This is a genomic window from Streptomyces sp. NPDC019224 (assembly GCF_040632605.1).
Lineage (GTDB): Bacteria > Actinomycetota > Actinomycetes > Streptomycetales > Streptomycetaceae > Streptomyces.
Window position 1 is genome coordinate 41,590 of record NZ_JBEYCF010000033.1, and the last position, 15,432, is coordinate 57,021.

A 15,432-nucleotide genomic window follows, 5' to 3' on the forward strand; every position below is an offset into this window, starting at 1 on the left:
GGACGGCCGGCCCCGCGGTGCAGGACGCGCCGGTCAGCTGGTCCAGAAGTCCCACCAGCGGGTCAGGATCAGCATGCCGATGACGCCGATCCACAGCACCGGGGGCACCCAGTGGAACTCGGTGAGGCCGTTGCGCAGCCAGGAGGGGGCGGGGATGATCCCGTGCCGGATGTTGTGCGTGGTGATGTAGCAGAACATGAGGATGGTGGCGACCCAGGCCAGGCAGCACCACAGGCACAGCGAGTTGATGTTGTACAGCGACTGGTACTGGAGCCAGGTGCAGAAGCCCACGCCGAACAGCGTGCCCGCGTTCATGCCGAGCCAGTACCAGGGGCGGAAGCGGGCTCCGGCGAGCAGGGCCAGGCCGATGGCGATGATCACCGGGTAGGTGACCATGCCGAGCCAGGGGTTGGGGAAGCCGAAGGCGGAGGCCTGCTCGCTCTTCATGATGTTGCCGCAGGCCACCACGGGGTTGAGGCTGCAGCCGGGGACGAAGGAGGGGTCCTCCATCATCTTGAGCTTGTCGAGCGTGATGACCCATGCCGCGAGCGTTCCGGCGGCGCCCGTGATCACCAGCAGGAGGGCCAGCGCGCGGCTGCCGCCGATGGTCCGCTTCCCGCCGCGCTCGTCCTGGCCGGAGGAGGGATGGTCAACCGCTGCAGTCGTCATATCGCCGTTTCCGTCACTGGGTGGCCTGCTGGGGCAGGGTCATTGTGCCGCACGACTCGGCCGCTCTTCCGTTCGATGCACATAAAGACGTACACACCGCTACGGGGCCGTACGGGAGCGGAATCCCGGCCCTCCCGGCCGTGACAAGGGAGATCACCGACCGCCCGGCCGTCACGCGGGCGTCACCGGCCGCGCGGACCGAATCACCGGGCGGGATGAATCCACGCCCACCGCGTTGACGCGAGGGCCCGGGGGCGGACCCGTCCGGCCGCCCCCGGCCGCGTCTCACGCCAGGCGCGCGCGGACCGTCTCGACGAGGTCGGACACCGGGACGGGCGTCTGCTCTCCGGACTCCATGTCCTTGAGCTGGACGTGGCCCTCGGCCAGGTCGCGCTCGCCGGCCACGATCGTGAACCGGGCGCCCGAGCGGTTGGCGCTCTTCATGGCGCCCTTCAGCCCCCGGCCGCCGTACGCGAAGTCCGCGGCGACGCCCTCCCGGCGCAGCCGGGTGACGACGCCGAAGAGGACCCGGCGCGCCTCCTCGCCGAGCGGTACGGCGAAGACGCTGGTGGCGGAGGGCAGCTCGAGCTCGATGCCCTCGGCCTCCAGGGCGAGGACCGTGCGGTCCACGCCGAGCGCCCAGCCGACCGACGGGAGCGCCGGGCCGCCGATCATCTCGGAGAGGCCGTCGTAGCGGCCGCCGCCGCCCACCGCCGACTGCGAGCCGAGGCCGTCGTGGACGAACTCGAAGGTGGTGCGCGTGTAGTAGTCGAGGCCGCGGACGAGCTTCTCGTCGTCCTCGTAGATCACGCCCGCCTCGTTGAGCAGGTCGCGGACCTCCTCGTGGTACGCCTTGCAGGCGTCGCACAGGAAGTCGCGCAGCACGGGGGCGCCGGCCAGCTGCTTCCGGACCTCGGGGCGCTTGTCGTCGAGGACCCGCAGCGGGTTGATCTCGATGCGCCGCCGGGTCTCCTCGTCGAGGTCCAGCTCGCGCAGGAAGCCCTGGAGCGCGTCGCGGTAGACGGGGCGGCACTCCTTGTCCCCCAGCGAGTTCAGCAGGATGCGGAACTCGCGCAGGCCCAGGGCGCGGTACGCCTGGTCGGCCAGGATGATCAGCTCGGCGTCGAGCGCCGGGTCCTCGGCGCCGATGGCCTCGGCCCCGACCTGTGAGAAGTGGCGGTAGCGGCCCTTCTGCGGGCGCTCGTAGCGGTAGTACGAGCCGGAGTACCAGAGCTTGACCGGCAGGTTGCCGAGCTTGTGGAGGTTGGCCTCCAGAGCGGCGCGCAGCACGGACGCGGTGCCCTCGGGGCGCAGGGCGAGCTGGGAGCCGCCCTTGGTGGTGAGGGTGTACATCTCCTTGGTCACGATGTCGGTGGATTCACCGACGCCGCGGGAGAAGAGGGCCACGTCCTCGAAGCCGGGGGTCTCGATGTAGCCGTAGCCGGAGTTCTTCAGCGGTGCGGCGATCGCCTCGCGCACCGCCAGGTACTTCGCGGAGTCCGGCGGGGTCAGGTCGTACGTGCCCTTGGGGGCCTTGAAGGTGCTCACGATTTCGCTCTCGTCACATTCCTCGTCGGGGCGCGTCCACACCGCTCATTCCGGTCAGGAACGGGTTGGTGGCGCGCTCGCGGCCGATGGTCGTCTGGGGGCCGTGGCCGGACAGCACCACGGTCGAGTCGTCGAGCGGCAGGCACACACGGGCCAGCGACTCGAGGAGCTCGGCGTGGTCGCCGCCGGGCAGGTCGGTACGTCCGACGGAGCCGGCGAAGAGCAGGTCGCCCGAGAAGAGGACCTGGGGGACCTCCGGGGTCTCGGGCATCCTGAACGTCACCGACCCCTTGGTATGGCCGGGCGCGTGCGAGACGCCGAACTCCATGCCCGCGAGCTGCAGCCGGGCGCCGTCGGTCAGCTCCTGGACGTCGTCCGGCTCCCCCACCGTCAGCTCGCCCATGAGCGGCATCCCGATGGAGCGGCCCAGCGCCTTCTCCGGGTCGCTCATCATGTAGCGGTCCTCGGGGTGGATCCAGGCGGGGACGTCGTGCGCGCCGCACACCGGGACGACCGAGGCGACGTGGTCGATGTGGCCGTGGGTGAGGACGACGGCGACGGGCTTCAGCCGATGCTTCTTCAGCGCTTCCTCGACCCCGGAGGCGGCCTGGTGGCCCGGGTCGATGATCACGCACTCCTCACCCGCGGCGGGGGCGACCAGGTAACAGTTGGTCCCCCAGGCCCCGGCGGGGAACCCGGCAATCAGCACGATCGTCCTTAATTGGTCGTCCTACGCGGAAGAGCGGCTGCGAGGTCGCAGCAGTTCAGAGCCTACCGGCGCTCCTCATTCCACAGCTAACCCATATACGGTACGGGGCGACCCAGACCCGATCACACGACGTACAAGGAGAACACCCGGTGGTCAGCAGCGATCAGCGGCGGCGGCAGCTCGCCCGGGAGAAGTACGAGCGGCAGCAGCAGCGTCGGGAGGAGGCCCGCCGCAGGACGAGGCGGCTGACGCTCGTCATCGCCTCGGCGGTGGCCGTGGTGGCGGTCATCGGCGGTGCCACGTACTTCGCCGCCGGCGGGGACGACGACAAGGACAGGACGGACGCGGCGGCGAGCCAGAGCCCGTCCGCCGAGGCCTCGCCCTCGTCCTCGCCCGCGGAGGAGGCGAAGCCGGAACCGGCGATGAAGATCGACAAGAAGGCGAAGTACACGATGTCGCTCAAGACGAGCCAGGGCGACATCGCGTTCACCATGGACGCGTCGAAGACCCCGCACACGACGAACTCCTTCAAGTCGCTGGCCGACAAGAAGTTCTTCGACGGGACGAAGTGCCACCGGCTGACCACGGACGGCATCTTCGTCCTGCAGTGCGGCGACCCCAAGGGCGACGGCACGGGTGGTCCCGGCTACACGATCCCCGACGAGAACCTGACCGCGCTGGGCAAGGCGGGCGCGGACGGCACGGTGACGTACCCGGCGGGCACGGTGGCGATGGCCAACACCGGCCAGGCGCACACCGGGGGCAGCCAGTTCTTCCTCGTCTACAAGGACAGCAAACTGCCGCCCAGCTACACGCCATTCGGCACGATGGACGAGAAGTCGCTGCAGGCCGTCGCGGCCATCGGCAAGGCCGGTGTGGACGGCGGCGGCGCCGACGGTGCGCCGAAGAAGGCCGTGAACATCTCGAAGCTGACCGTCGACAAGGGGTGATTCCGGGGAGACGCGCGCGGTGCGGCCGAATAAATCCGGCCGTGCTGAGTGCGGACAGCCGGGCGGCCCGTCGCCTAGATTGGCGTCGTGCAGGGCGGGCGCTGCCCGCCCCAGGAAACTGTGGACGATGCCAGGGGGGTGGTCCCCTCGCGGGCATCAGGTGGAGGAGGCGCTGTGAGCAGCGACCCGTGGGGCCGTGTCGATGAGACGGGCACCGTGTACGTGCGTACAGCCGACGGCGAGCAGGTCGTCGGATCGTGGCAGGCCGGTTCGCCGGAGGAGGCCCTGGCCTATTTCGAGCGCAAGTACGAGGGCATTGCGGTCGAGATCGGCCTCCTCGAACGGCGGGTGAAGACCACCGATCTGTCCGCGAAGGACGCGACGACCGCCATCGAGCACCTGCGCGGCCAGGTCGACGAGCACCATGCCGTCGGCGACCTGGACGCGCTGCGCAAGCGGCTGGACGCGCTCGTCGCGACGGTCGAATCGCGGCGCGAGGAGCGCAAGGCGCAGAAGGCGAAGCAGGCCGACGAGGCGAAGCACGCCAAGGAGGCACTGGTCGCCGAGGCCGAGGAGCTGGCGGGGAGCGAGCAGTGGCGCTCCGCCGGCGAGCGGCTGCGCGCCCTCGTGGACACGTGGAAGGGCCTGCCCCGGCTCGACCGCAAGTCCGACGACGAGCTGTGGCACCGCTTCTCGCACGCCCGCTCGGCGTTCTCCAAGCGCCGCAAGGCCCACTTCGCCTCGCTGGACGCCCAGCGCGAGGAGGCCCGCAAGGTCAAGGAGAAGCTGGCCGTGGAGGCCGAGGCGCTCTCCGGGTCCACGGACTGGGGGACGACGGCCGCCCGCTACCGCGACCTGATGACCCAGTGGAAGGCGGCGGGCCGCGCCCAGCGCGAGGCCGAGGACGAGCTGTGGAACCGTTTCCGCGGGGCTCAGGACGTCTTCTTCGCCGCCCGGGGCGAGGTCTTCGCGGAGCGCGACGCGGAGCAGGGCGAGAACCTCAAGCTGAAGGAGGAGCTCGCCGACGAGGCCGAGAAGCTGGTGCCGGTGACGGACCTGAAGGCGGCCAGGTCCGCGTTCCGGGCCCTCAACGAGCGCTGGGAGGCCATCGGCCACGTACCGCGTGACGCCCGTCCGAAGGTCGAGGGGCGGATGCAGGCGGTGGAGCGGGCGCTCCAGGAGGCCGAGGAGGCCGAGTGGCGCCGGACCAACCCGGAGGCGCGGGCCCGCGCCGCGGGTCTGACCGGTCAGCTCCAGGCGGCCGTGGACAAGCTGCGTGCGCAGATCGACACGGCCCGTGCGTCGGGCAACAACGCCCGGGCGGACAAGCTGGCCCGTGAGCTCGAGGGCCGGCAGGCGCTTCTCGACCAGGCGCTCAAGGGCCTGGAGGAGTTCGGCGGCTGACGCCAGGACGTCGGTCCGAGGGGTCTTCCCGCGTGCGCGCGGGGAGGCCCCTTCCGCGTGCGCGGGCGACGAGAGGCCGTCCGCCGGTCCGAGCTTGCTCAGGTAGTGCCCCTTCCGCGTGCGCGGGCAACGAAAAGGGTGCGACAACTGCCGGAAACCGGAAGTGAATGGTGACGGTGCGGGAAGCGATGCTTCGTACGGGCGCGCTTCGCGCACTCGCCGAGTCCCTTACGTACCCGAGGCAGGTTCACCGATGAGACCGACCCGTGTCGCCCTGGCCGCCGCGGCCGCCGCTCTGGCTCCCGTCCTCCTCCTGTCCGGCCCGGCCTTCGCCGCCGGGACGGCCTCCCCGTCCACCGCCGTCGCCGCGGCGGACGGCATGGACCTCCCGGTGGACGAGATGTCCGACGACGACGTCCGCGTCGCCCTCTTCCGCATCCTCGGCGACCCCGACTCCGGCCAGCGGGTCACCAGGGAGGTCACCGCGCTCCTCGAAAGCGGCGACCTCGCGCAGGCGCGCGAGTGGCTGAGGACCGGCTACGCGCCGGCCCAGGCCGAGGACGACCGCGTCGCCCTCTTCCGCATCCTCGGCGACCCCGACTCCGGCCAGCGCGTCACCCAGGAGATCAACGGCCTCCTCGACCGCGGCGACCCGGCGGAGATCCGGGAGTGGCTGGAAACCGGCTACCGACTCGCCCAGGCCGAGGACGACCAGGTCGCCCTCTTCCGCATCCTCGCCCGCCCCGGCATCAGCGACGCGATGCGCGCCGCCGTCATCGAGGCCATCCAGGGCACGCCCGAGGAGATGCGCCACTTCCTGGAGTACGGCCAGTACGAGGTCGACGCGTAGCAGCCCCTACGGCCGGCGGGCCGAGGTCACCCGGTAGACGTCGTATACGCCCTCCACGCCCCGTACCGCCTTCAGGACGTGGCCGAGGTGCTTGGGGTCGCCCATCTCGAAGGTGAAGCGCGAGGTGGCCACCCGGTCGCGGGAGGTCTGCACGGCGGCGGACAGGATGTTGACGTGCTGGTCGGACAGCACCCGGGTGACGTCCGACAGGAGCCGGGAACGGTCCAGGGCCTCGACCTGGATGGCGACGAGGAAGACCGAGGACTGGGTGGGCGCCCACTCGACGTCCAGGATGCGTTCCGGCTGCTGCGAGAGCGAGTCGACGTTCACACAGTCGGCGCGGTGCACGGAGACGCCGCTGCCCCGGGTGACGAAGCCGATGATGGGGTCACCGGGCACGGGCGTGCAGCAGCGGGCGAGCTTGACCCACACGTCGTCGACGCCCTTGACGACGACCCCGGGGTCGGCGTTGGAGCGGCGCTTGTTGCGGCTGCGCGAGGGCGGGGTGCTCTCCTCCAGGTCCTCGTTGGCCGCGTCCTCGCCGCCGAGGGCCTGGACCAGCTTCTGCACGACGCCCGCGGCGGCCACATGACCCTCGCCGATCGCGGCGTACAGCGACGAGATGTCGGGGTAGCGCATCTCGTGCGCGAGGGTGACCAGCGAGTCGCCGGTCAGGATGCGCTGGATCGGCAGGTTCTGCTTGCGCATGGCCCGCGCGATGGCGTCCTTGCCCTGCTCGATCGCCTCGTCGCGGCGCTCCTTGGAGAACCAGGCACGGATCTTGTTGCGGGCCCGGGGCGACTTGACGAAGCCCAGCCAGTCGCGGGAGGGCCCGGCGCCGGCCGCCTTGGAGGTGAAGACCTCCACCAGGTCGCCGTTGTCGAGCGTCGACTCCAGCGGCACGAGGCGGCCGTTGACCCGTGCCCCTATGGTGCGGTGGCCGACCTCCGTGTGGACGGCGTACGCGAAGTCGACCGGGGTGGCCCCGGCCGGCAGCGCTATGACGTCGCCCTTGGGCGTGAAGACGAAGACCTCGTTGCGCGAGAGGTCGAAGCGCAGCGACTCCAGGAACTCGCTGGGGTCCTCGGTCTCCTTCTGCCAGTCCAGGAGCTGGCGCAGCCACGCCATGTCGTTGACGGTGTCCTGGCCCCGGCCGGTGTTCTTGGGGACGTCGGTGCGGACCTTGGAGGCGCCCGCGACGGCCTCCTGCTTGTACTTCCAGTGCGCGGCGATGCCGTACTCGGCGCGGCGGTGCATGTCGAACGTCCGGATCTGGAGCTCGACGGGCTTGCCGCTGGGACCGATCACCGTGGTGTGCAGTGACTGGTACATGTTGAACTTGGGCATCGCGATGTAGTCCTTGAACCGGCCGGGGACCGGATTCCATCGCGCGTGCACGGTGCCGAGTGCCGCGTAGCAGTCGCGGACGGTGTCGACGAGCACCCGGATGCCCACCAGGTCGTAGATCTCGGCGAAGTCGCGGCCCCGCACGATCATCTTCTGGTAGACGCTGTAGTAGTGCTTGGGGCGTCCGGTGACGGTGGCCTTGATGCGGGCGGCGCGCAGGTCGGACTGGACCTCGTCGGTCACGATGGCGAGGTATTCGTCGCGCTTGGGCGCGCGCTCGGCGACCAGCCGCACGATCTCGTCGTACATCTTGGGGTAGAGGATCGCGAAGGCGAGGTCCTCCAGCTCCCACTTGATGGTGTTCATGCCCAGGCGGTGGGCGAGCGGAGCGTAGATCTCCAGCGTCTCGCGGGCCTTCTTCTCCTGCTTCTCCCGCTTGAGGTAGCGCATGGTGCGCATGTTGTGCAGCCGGTCGGCGAGCTTGATGACCAGGACGCGCGGGTCCTTGGCCATGGCGACGACCATCTTGCGTACGGTCTCGGCCTGCGCGGCCTCGCCGAACTTGACCTTGTCGAGCTTGGTGACGCCGTCGACGAGCAGGGCGACCTGGTCGCCGAAGTCGCGGCGCAGGGTGTCCAGGCCGTACTCGGTGTCCTCGACCGTGTCGTGCAGCAGCCCGGCCATCAGGGTGGCCGGATCCATGCCCAGCTCGGCGAGGATCGTGGTGACGGCGAGCGGGTGCGTGATGTACGGGTCGCCGCTCTTGCGCTTCTGGCCGCGGTGCCAGCGCTCGGCGACCTGGTAGGCCCGTTCGATCTGGCGCAGCGTGGCCGTCTCGGTCTTGGCGTCGTTGCCGCGGACGATACGCAGCAACGGTTCGAGGACCGGGTTGTAGGGGCTGGAACGCTGGACGCCGAGGCGGGCGAGCCGGGCCCGGACGCGGCTGGAGGAGCCGCCGGAGCGGGACGCCGAGCCGGCCGGGGCGGCGGGTCCGGCAGCGGGCTTGGCCGGCGGCTTGGGGGCGGTGGGAGCGGGCTCGGCCGGCTGGGCGGGGGAAGCGGGCACGGGGCCGTCGGCCCCGGCGGGCGCCGGTCCCGTGCCGGGCTGGGGCGCCGGGGGCTTCGGCTTCTCCGCGGGCTGCTGCTTCGCGGGCGTGGCGGGGGCCGCCGCGGGCTCGTCGGGCTGCGGGGCGGCGACTGGCTGGGCCTCGTCTGGCAAGAGCGCTCCTCGTGCGGATCCGGACACCCGGAAAGGCCATCGTATCGACCCGGCGGCCGGTCCTCCCCCGGGGACCGTGAGAGCCCTCACAACGCCGACGGGCACCCGGTTGTTCCCGGGTGCCCGTCGGGGGTGGTGCGGCTTGGTCCTCAGACCGTGATCAGTGCCTCCAGCGGAGCGCCGCGCAGGCTGTCGGCCAGGCGGGCCCGGCCGTCCAGGAAGCCCAGCTCCATGAGGACGGCGACCCCGGCGACCTGGGCGCCGGCCCGGCGGATGAGCTCCAGGGAGGCGTCGGCGGTGCCGCCGGTGGCCAGGACGTCGTCGATGACCATGATCCGGTCCTCGGCCGACAGGTCCTCCGCGTGGATCTCGATCTCCGCGGTGCCGTACTCCAGCTCGTACGCCTGGCTGAGCGTGGCTCCGGGCAGCTTCCCGGCCTTGCGGACGGGTACGAAGCCGAGTCCGGCCCGGACCGCGACGGGCGCGGCCAGGATGAAGCCGCGGGCCTCCAGGCCGACGACCTTCGTGGCGCCGTGCCGCAGGCACAGCTCCGCGAGGGCGTCGGTGAGGGCCGTGAACGCGACCGGGTCCGCGAGCAGCGGGGTGATGTCCTTGAACATCACGCCCGGCTTCGGGTAGTCCGCCACGTCACGGATGCGGCTGAGCAGGAGTTCCCTCGTGCTCTCGGTGGTGCTGGTCATCGACGCTTCCCCGGGGTCCGGCCGTGGCCCCTGGGCTCCTGGCGCTGGCCGACGACCGCACCGGCGGGCGCGGCGTCCTCCAGGTCGGTCACGTCCCCGTCGGCCTGCTCCGCCTCGGTGGCCTCGCCCTTGGCCGCGGCGGCCGCGCGCTTGGCGAGGACCCGCTTCTTCAGGGCCTTCATCTGCGGCTCGCGCTCCTTGAGGTCCGCCACCAGCGGGGTGGCGATGAAGATCGAGGAGTACGCACCGGCCGCGAGGCCCACGAAGAGGGCGAGCGAGATGTCGTTCAGCATGCCGGCGCCGAGGACACCGCCGCCGATGAACAGCAGACCGGCGACCGGCAGCAGGGCGACGACGGTGGTGTTGATCGAGCGGACCAGGGTGCTGTTGATGGAGCGGTTGGCGACGTCGCTGTACGTCCACCGGGTCTGCTTGGTGATCCCGTTCGTGCCCTCCTTGAGGCTGTCGAAGACGACGACCGTGTCGTAGAGGGAGTAACCGAGGATGGTCAGCAGACCGATCACGGTGCCCGGGGTGACCTCGAAGCCGACCAGGGCGTAGACGCCGACCGTGATGGTGATGTCGTGGATCAGCGCGACGAGGGCCGCGAGGGCCATCCGCCACTCGAAGGCGATGGCCAGGTAGATCACGACCAGGATCATGAAGACGCCGAGACCGGTCCAGGCCTTGTTGGCGATCTGCTCGCCCCAGCTGGGACCGACGAGGTCCGCGGCGATCTTCTCGCGCGGGACGTCGAGGTCGGTGGCGAGCTTGGCCTGGATCTCGTCGGACTTCGCGGTGTCGACCTCGGTGATCTGGATGCGCAGACCGCCGTTGCCGAGCTTCTGGACGATGGCCTGGTGGCCGGACGCGTCCGTCGCCAGGTCCTCCGCCTCGGAGACGGAGACGCTCGTCTTCGGGGTGGTGAAGACGGCACCGCCCTTGAACTCGATGCCCATGTTCAGGCCGCTGACCGCCAGGCCGACGATGGCCGTGATGGTGATCAGGACGGAGACGCCGTACCAGATCCTGCGCTTGCCGATGAAGTCGTAGCCGACCTCGCCTCGGTAGAGACGGGCGCCGAGATTCCCGAGTCGCGACATCTCACGCCTCCTTCGGTTCGGTGGGGGCGTTGACACGGCGGGAGCGGCGCAGCGGCGGCTTGGCGCCGAGGCGCTTCGGGTCCAGTCCGGACCACGGGTGGCCGCTGGCGAAGAACTTCGTGCGGGCCATGATCGTCATGAGCGGCTTGGTGAAGAGGAAGACCACGACGACGTCGAGCAGGGTGGTGAGACCCAGCGTGAACGCGAAGCCCTGGACCTTGCCGACGGTGACGACGAAGAGCACGGCGGCGGCGAGGAACGACACGAAGTCGGAGACCAGGATGGTGCGCCGGGCACGCGGCCAGCCGCGCTCCACGGCGGGCCGCAGCGTGCGGCCCTCGCGGATCTCGTCCCGTACGCGTTCGAAGTACACGATGAAGGAGTCGGCGGTGATACCGATGGCCACGATGGCACCGCAGACGGCCGGCAGGTTCAGCGCGAAGCCGATGGCCGGGCCGAGCAGCGACATGATCGTGTAGCTCAGGATGCCGGAGACCAGGAGGCTGAGCAGGGCGATGAGAGCCAGGCCGCGGTAGTAGGCCACCAGGTAGACGACCACGAGGGCGAGGCCGATGGCGCCGGCGATGAGGCCGGCCCGCAGCTGCTCGCCGCCGAGGGCGGCGGTGACGGTGGTGACGCTCTGCTCCTTGAAGGAGAGCGGGAGCGCGCCGTAGGAGAGCACGTTGGCCAGGTCCTCGGCGGACTGCTGGGTGAAGCTGCCGGAGATCTCGGCGCTGCCGCTCAGCGTCTCGTTGACCTGGGGTGCGGAGACGACCTCGCCGTCCAGCGCGATGGCGAACTGGTTCTGCGGGGACTGCTGCGCGGAGAGCTTCTTGGTGATCGTCTGGAACTGCTTGGAGCCCTTGTCGGAGAACTCCATCTGGACGATCCAGATGCCGCGCTGCTGGTCGAAGGCCGCCTTGGCGCTGTCGACCTCGGTGCCGGAGACCTCGGCCGGGCCGAGCACGTACTTCGCGTCGCCCTCCTGGCTGCAGGCCACGACCGTGTCGCTGGACTTGCTGCCCTGGGCGGCCTTGGAGCGGGATGCCTTGCTGGAGCAGTCGAGCGCTTCGAACCGCTTCTGCAGTTCCGCGGCTGCGGCCTGGTCCTCGGGGGACGCGGACTCGCCGGCCTTCGGCGTGCTGTCGGCCTTCGGCGAGGAGCTGGTCTTCGGCGACGGCGAGGAGTCGGCCTTCAGGGCGCCGGTGACCGCGCGGCCCTGGGTGGTGGCGGACGCGGACGGCTTCGACGAGGGGCTGGTGGCCTTGTCGCCGTCCGTCGCCTTCTCGGAGGCCGACGCCTTCGGCGACGGCGAAGCGTCGGCCTTGCCGGTGGACGAGGCGCTGGGCTCGGGGGTGGGCGTGCCCTGGGCGACGGTCAGCACCGGCCGGAAGTACAGCTTGGCCGTGGTGCCGACCTGCTTCCGGGCCTGGGCGGAGTCCGTGCCCTTGGGGATGTTGACGATGATGTTGCTGTCGCCCTGGGTCTGGACCTCGGCCTCGCTGACCCCCAGACCGTTGACACGGCGGTTCATGATCTCGACCGCGGTGTCCATGTTGGTCTTGTTGATCGCCTGTTCCTGGCCCGGCTCGGCCTTGGCCTCCAGCGTGATGGAGGTACCGCCCGCCAGGTCGATGCCGAGTCGCGGCGTCGGCTGGTCGGCCAGGAACATCCCGCCCGTGAGGGCGACCATGGCGATCAGGATCAGCGCCAGGGAACGCCCTGGCTTCCCCTGACCGCCGGCCGCGCCTCGGCCCTTCTTCGGTGCTGCCACCTTGTCGTTTCTCCCTGTCCAACCGCCCCGCGCCGGGTACGCGCCCGAGCGGCCACGAAGTTTAGTGGGGACCCGCCCCCGCGAAGGAGTGCACGGACCTGGGGCGGCCGGATGCCTGTGGGCTCACGGCCTCCCCGCGTCGTGCGTGCTACTTCGCGTCGGCCTCGCCGTCGGCCTTGCCCTCGGACTTCTTGTCGTCCTCGACCTCGGCCTCGTCGCCCTCGTCCGAGCCGGTCTTCTTGACCAGGTCGGTCTTGACGTCGTCGGACGCGGTCAGCGAGGAGGCGTCGTCGGGCACGACCGCGCCGTCGACGTCGAACTCCGGGTCGTCGCCGTGGACGATGCGGTTGTACTCCGCGTCGTCGAGGACGGCGCCGATCGCGTTCTTGGCGTACACGGCGTGGACGCCGGGCGCGATCTCGAGGAGGACCGTGTCGTCGTGAAGCTCCTTGACGGTGGCGTACATGCCCCCGATCGTCCGGACGCCGGTGCCGGGCTGCATTTCATTGCGCATGGCCGCAGCCGCCGCCTGCTTCTTCTTGGCGGACCGCGTCATCAGGAACATGGCCCCGATAAGCACGATGAAGGGGAGGAGAGTCACGGGATTCACGGGACGAGTTTCCTTCGCACGACCGCACTGGAGAACGGCCTGGTCTACGGGGGTGGGTACACCGACCCTTAAGGGCGGCATCGGCGGAGTCTAAGCGAGTCCGCATCGATGGAACAACGCCCAGCATGGCACCGTGGTTCCGCTTCTGGTCAACCTGTGATGCATCACGCCCCGAACAGACCCTGTTGTCCCGTTACGCCGTGCTGCGGGGGAACGAGTCCCAGGTGGGCCCAGGCCGCCGGTGTGGCGACCCGCCCGCGCGGCGTCCTGGCCAGCAGTCCTTCGCGTACGAGGAAGGGCTCGGCGACCTCCTCGACGGTCTCGCGCTCCTCCCCCACGGCGACCGCGAGCGTGGACAGGCCCACCGGGCCGCCGCCGAAGAGCTTCAGCAGGGCACTGAGCACCGCCCGGTCCAGCCGGTCCAGGCCCCGGGCGTCGACCTCGTACACCCCGAGGGCCGCGGCGGCGATCTCGCGGTCGATCCGGCCGTCGGCCTTGACCTGGGCGTAGTCCCGCACGCGGCGCAGCAGCCGGTTGGCGATGCGGGGCGTGCCCCGGGAGCGCCCGGCGATCTCGGCGGCGCCCTCGGCGTCCAGCTCGACGTCGAGCAGGCGGGCGGAGCGGTGGATCACCCGTTCCAGTTCGGCGGGGGCGTAGAACTCCATGTGGCCGGTGAAGCCGAAGCGGTCGCGCAGCGGGGGCGGCAGGAGGCCGGCCCGGGTGGTGGCTCCGACGAGGGTGAAGGGGGGCAGCTCCAGCGGGATGGCGGTGGCGCCGGGCCCCTTGCCGACGATCACGTCGACCCGGAAGTCCTCCATGGCCATGTACAGCATCTCCTCGGCGGGCCGGGACATGCGGTGGATCTCGTCCAGGAAGAGGACCTCGCCCTCCTGGAGCGAGGAGAGGATCGCCGCGAGGTCGCCCGCGTGCTGGATGGCGGGGCCGGAGGTGATCCGGATCGGGGCGTTCATCTCCGCCGCGATGATCATGGAAAGGGTAGTCTTCCCGAGGCCGGGCGCGCCGGAGAGCAGCACGTGGTCGGCGGTGGCGCCGCGGGCGCGGGCGGCTTTGAGGACCAGGTCGAGCTGTTCGCGCACCTTCTCCTGGCCGACGAACTCGTCGAGGTCCTTGGGGCGCAGCGCCGCCTCGACCGCGGTGTCGTCGCCGTCCGCGCCGGCGTCGACCAGCCGCTCGTCGAACCGGTCGTCCATGTCGGCTCCGGTGTCGTCCCAGTTCATCTCGTCTGTCCGCCTCGGATGTATCGGGTGCCCGGCCGCGGGTGGCCGGCCGGGCGCAGAAGGGTGGCCCGCGCGGCTCAGCGCGCCCGGTTGAGGGTCTGCAGGGCGGCGCGCAGCAGCTGCGGCACGGGTGCCCGGCCGTCGGCGGCGAGGGCCTCCTCCGCCTGCGGTGCGACGGCGGCGACCGCCTCGTCCGCCTCGCGGGTGGCGTAGCCGAGGCCGATCAGCGCGGCCTGGAGCTGGTCGCGCCAGGAGACGGAGACGGCGGTGCCGATGCCCTGGCCGGGGGTGTGGGAGCCGACCGGTTCGCCGAGCCGGTCCTTCAGTTCCAGCAGGAGCTTCTGCGCGCCCTTCTTGCCGATGCCGGAGACCGCGGTGAGGGCCTTCTCGTCACCGGTGGCCACGGCGAGGCGCAGGGCGTCCGGGGTGTGCGTGGCGAGCATGGCCTGGGCGAGCCGCGGCCCGACGCCGCTGGCGGTCTGCAGCAGCTCGAAGACCTGCCGCTCGTCGTCGTCGGCGAAGCCGTAGAGGGTCAGCGAGTCCTCTCGGACGACGAGGGAGGTGGCGAGTCTGGCCTCCTGGCCGACGCGCAGGGCGGCCAGGGTGCCCGGCGCGCACTGGACGGCCATGCCGATGCCACCGACCTCGATCACAGCGGTGGTCGGGGCGAGCGCGGCGACGGGGCCGCTGATGAAGGCGATCATCGGGGGACCTTCCGGACGGGTGCGGCTGCGGTGCGCGGGACGCGCGGGGTGCGGGCGGCGGCCGCCGCGTGCGCCTGCTGGAGGCGGTTGAGGGCGGGGGCGCGCCAGATGTGGCAGATGGCGAGCGCCAGGGCGTCGGCGGCGTCGGCCGGTTTCGGCGGGGCGTCCAGCCGCAGGAGCCGGGTCACCATGGCCCCCACCTGCGCCTTGTCGGCACGTCCGCTGCCGGAGACGGCGGCCTTGACCTCGCTGGGGGTGTGCAGGGCGACCGGGAGGCCGCGCCTTGCCGCGCAGAGCATGGCGACGGCGCTGGCCTGGGCCGTCCCCATCACCGTACGCACGTTGTGCTGGGCGAAGACCCGTTCCACGGCGACGCAGTCGGGGCGGTGCTCGTCGAGCCATTCCTCGATGCCGCGCTCGATCACCACGAGGCGGTGTCCGAGCTCCGCGTCGGCCGGGGTGCGTACGACGCCTACGCCGAGCATGGTCAGGGGCCGGCCCGCGACGCCCTCGACGACGCCGACGCCGCACCTGGTCAGACCTGGGTCCACGCCGAGCACCCGCACGGTCCGCCCTCCCTGCCGATCGGTCAACTGTTCCAGCAGGC

The 15,432-nt window shown here is 71.1% G+C and carries 14 protein-coding genes; 3 read left to right on the plus strand and 11 right to left on the minus strand.

Annotated elements, in window-relative coordinates; genetic code table 11:
• Positions 1-33 precede the first annotated feature (33 nt).
• From ABZ564_RS21135 to ABZ564_RS21145, 3 genes are all read right to left on the minus strand, one after another.
• Positions 34-669: a vitamin K epoxide reductase family protein gene (locus tag ABZ564_RS21135; RefSeq protein ID WP_360858509.1), complete on the minus strand. Its 636-nt coding sequence runs from the start codon at positions 667-669 to the stop codon at positions 34-36.
• A gap of 285 nt (positions 670-954) precedes the next feature.
• On the minus strand, positions 955-2,217 hold the full coding sequence (hisS, locus tag ABZ564_RS21140; RefSeq protein ID WP_360858512.1) for a histidine--tRNA ligase: 1,263 nt from the start codon (positions 2,215-2,217) through the stop codon (positions 955-957).
• Positions 2,218-2,230: 13 nt separating this feature from the next.
• Entirely contained in the window at positions 2,231-2,926 is a 696-nt protein-coding gene (locus ABZ564_RS21145) for an MBL fold metallo-hydrolase (protein WP_360858515.1), read from the minus strand.
• A 149-nt stretch (positions 2,927-3,075) separates the two neighbouring features.
• Between ABZ564_RS21145 and ABZ564_RS21150 the strand changes: the two genes are divergently transcribed.
• From ABZ564_RS21150 to ABZ564_RS21160, 3 genes are all read left to right on the plus strand, one after another.
• Positions 3,076-3,876 carry a peptidylprolyl isomerase gene (locus tag ABZ564_RS21150; RefSeq protein ID WP_360858518.1) on the plus strand — a complete coding sequence of 267 codons (801 nt, stop codon included), beginning with the start codon at positions 3,076-3,078 and terminating at the stop codon, positions 3,874-3,876.
• A gap of 174 nt (positions 3,877-4,050) precedes the next feature.
• Complete coding sequence (locus tag ABZ564_RS21155) at positions 4,051-5,280, plus strand: DUF349 domain-containing protein (protein ID WP_360858521.1); 1,230 nt, start codon at positions 4,051-4,053, stop codon at positions 5,278-5,280.
• A gap of 253 nt (positions 5,281-5,533) precedes the next feature.
• Entirely contained in the window at positions 5,534-6,130 is a 597-nt protein-coding gene (locus ABZ564_RS21160) for an ALF repeat-containing protein (RefSeq protein WP_360858524.1), read from the plus strand.
• Between the two features lie 6 nt (positions 6,131-6,136).
• Here the strand turns inward: ABZ564_RS21160 and ABZ564_RS21165 are convergent, their stop codons facing one another.
• The 8 genes from ABZ564_RS21165 to ruvC all read right to left on the minus strand — a co-directional run bounded on the left by ABZ564_RS21165 (position 6,137) and on the right by ruvC (position 15,391).
• Positions 6,137-8,695: a bifunctional (p)ppGpp synthetase/guanosine-3',5'-bis(diphosphate) 3'-pyrophosphohydrolase gene (locus tag ABZ564_RS21165; protein ID WP_360858527.1), complete on the minus strand. Its 2,559-nt coding sequence runs from the start codon at positions 8,693-8,695 to the stop codon at positions 6,137-6,139.
• Positions 8,696-8,844: 149 nt separating this feature from the next.
• Complete coding sequence (locus tag ABZ564_RS21170) at positions 8,845-9,396, minus strand: adenine phosphoribosyltransferase (protein ID WP_360858529.1); 552 nt, start codon at positions 9,394-9,396, stop codon at positions 8,845-8,847.
• On the minus strand, positions 9,393-10,499 hold the full coding sequence (gene secF / locus ABZ564_RS21175; RefSeq protein ID WP_360858532.1) for a protein translocase subunit SecF: 1,107 nt from the start codon (positions 10,497-10,499) through the stop codon (positions 9,393-9,395). The genes ABZ564_RS21170 and secF overlap by 4 nt, the downstream gene beginning before the upstream one ends.
• A gap of 1 nt (position 10,500) precedes the next feature.
• Positions 10,501-12,273: a protein translocase subunit SecD gene (gene secD / locus ABZ564_RS21180; protein WP_360858535.1), complete on the minus strand. Its 1,773-nt coding sequence runs from the start codon at positions 12,271-12,273 to the stop codon at positions 10,501-10,503.
• A 148-nt stretch (positions 12,274-12,421) separates the two neighbouring features.
• Positions 12,422-12,883: a preprotein translocase subunit YajC gene (gene yajC / locus ABZ564_RS21185; protein WP_360858538.1), complete on the minus strand. Its 462-nt coding sequence runs from the start codon at positions 12,881-12,883 to the stop codon at positions 12,422-12,424.
• A gap of 164 nt (positions 12,884-13,047) precedes the next feature.
• Positions 13,048-14,121 (minus strand): Holliday junction branch migration DNA helicase RuvB, encoded by a 1,074-nt coding sequence (gene ruvB / locus ABZ564_RS21190; RefSeq protein WP_360858541.1) that lies wholly within the window; start codon positions 14,119-14,121, stop codon positions 13,048-13,050.
• 77 nt (positions 14,122-14,198) lie between these two features.
• Complete coding sequence (gene ruvA / locus ABZ564_RS21195; RefSeq protein WP_360858544.1) at positions 14,199-14,825, minus strand: Holliday junction branch migration protein RuvA; 627 nt, start codon at positions 14,823-14,825, stop codon at positions 14,199-14,201.
• Complete coding sequence (ruvC, locus tag ABZ564_RS21200; protein WP_360858599.1) at positions 14,822-15,391, minus strand: crossover junction endodeoxyribonuclease RuvC; 570 nt, start codon at positions 15,389-15,391, stop codon at positions 14,822-14,824. Before ruvC ends, ruvA begins: the two co-directional genes overlap by 4 nt.
• Between the last annotated feature and the right edge of the window lie 41 nt (positions 15,392-15,432).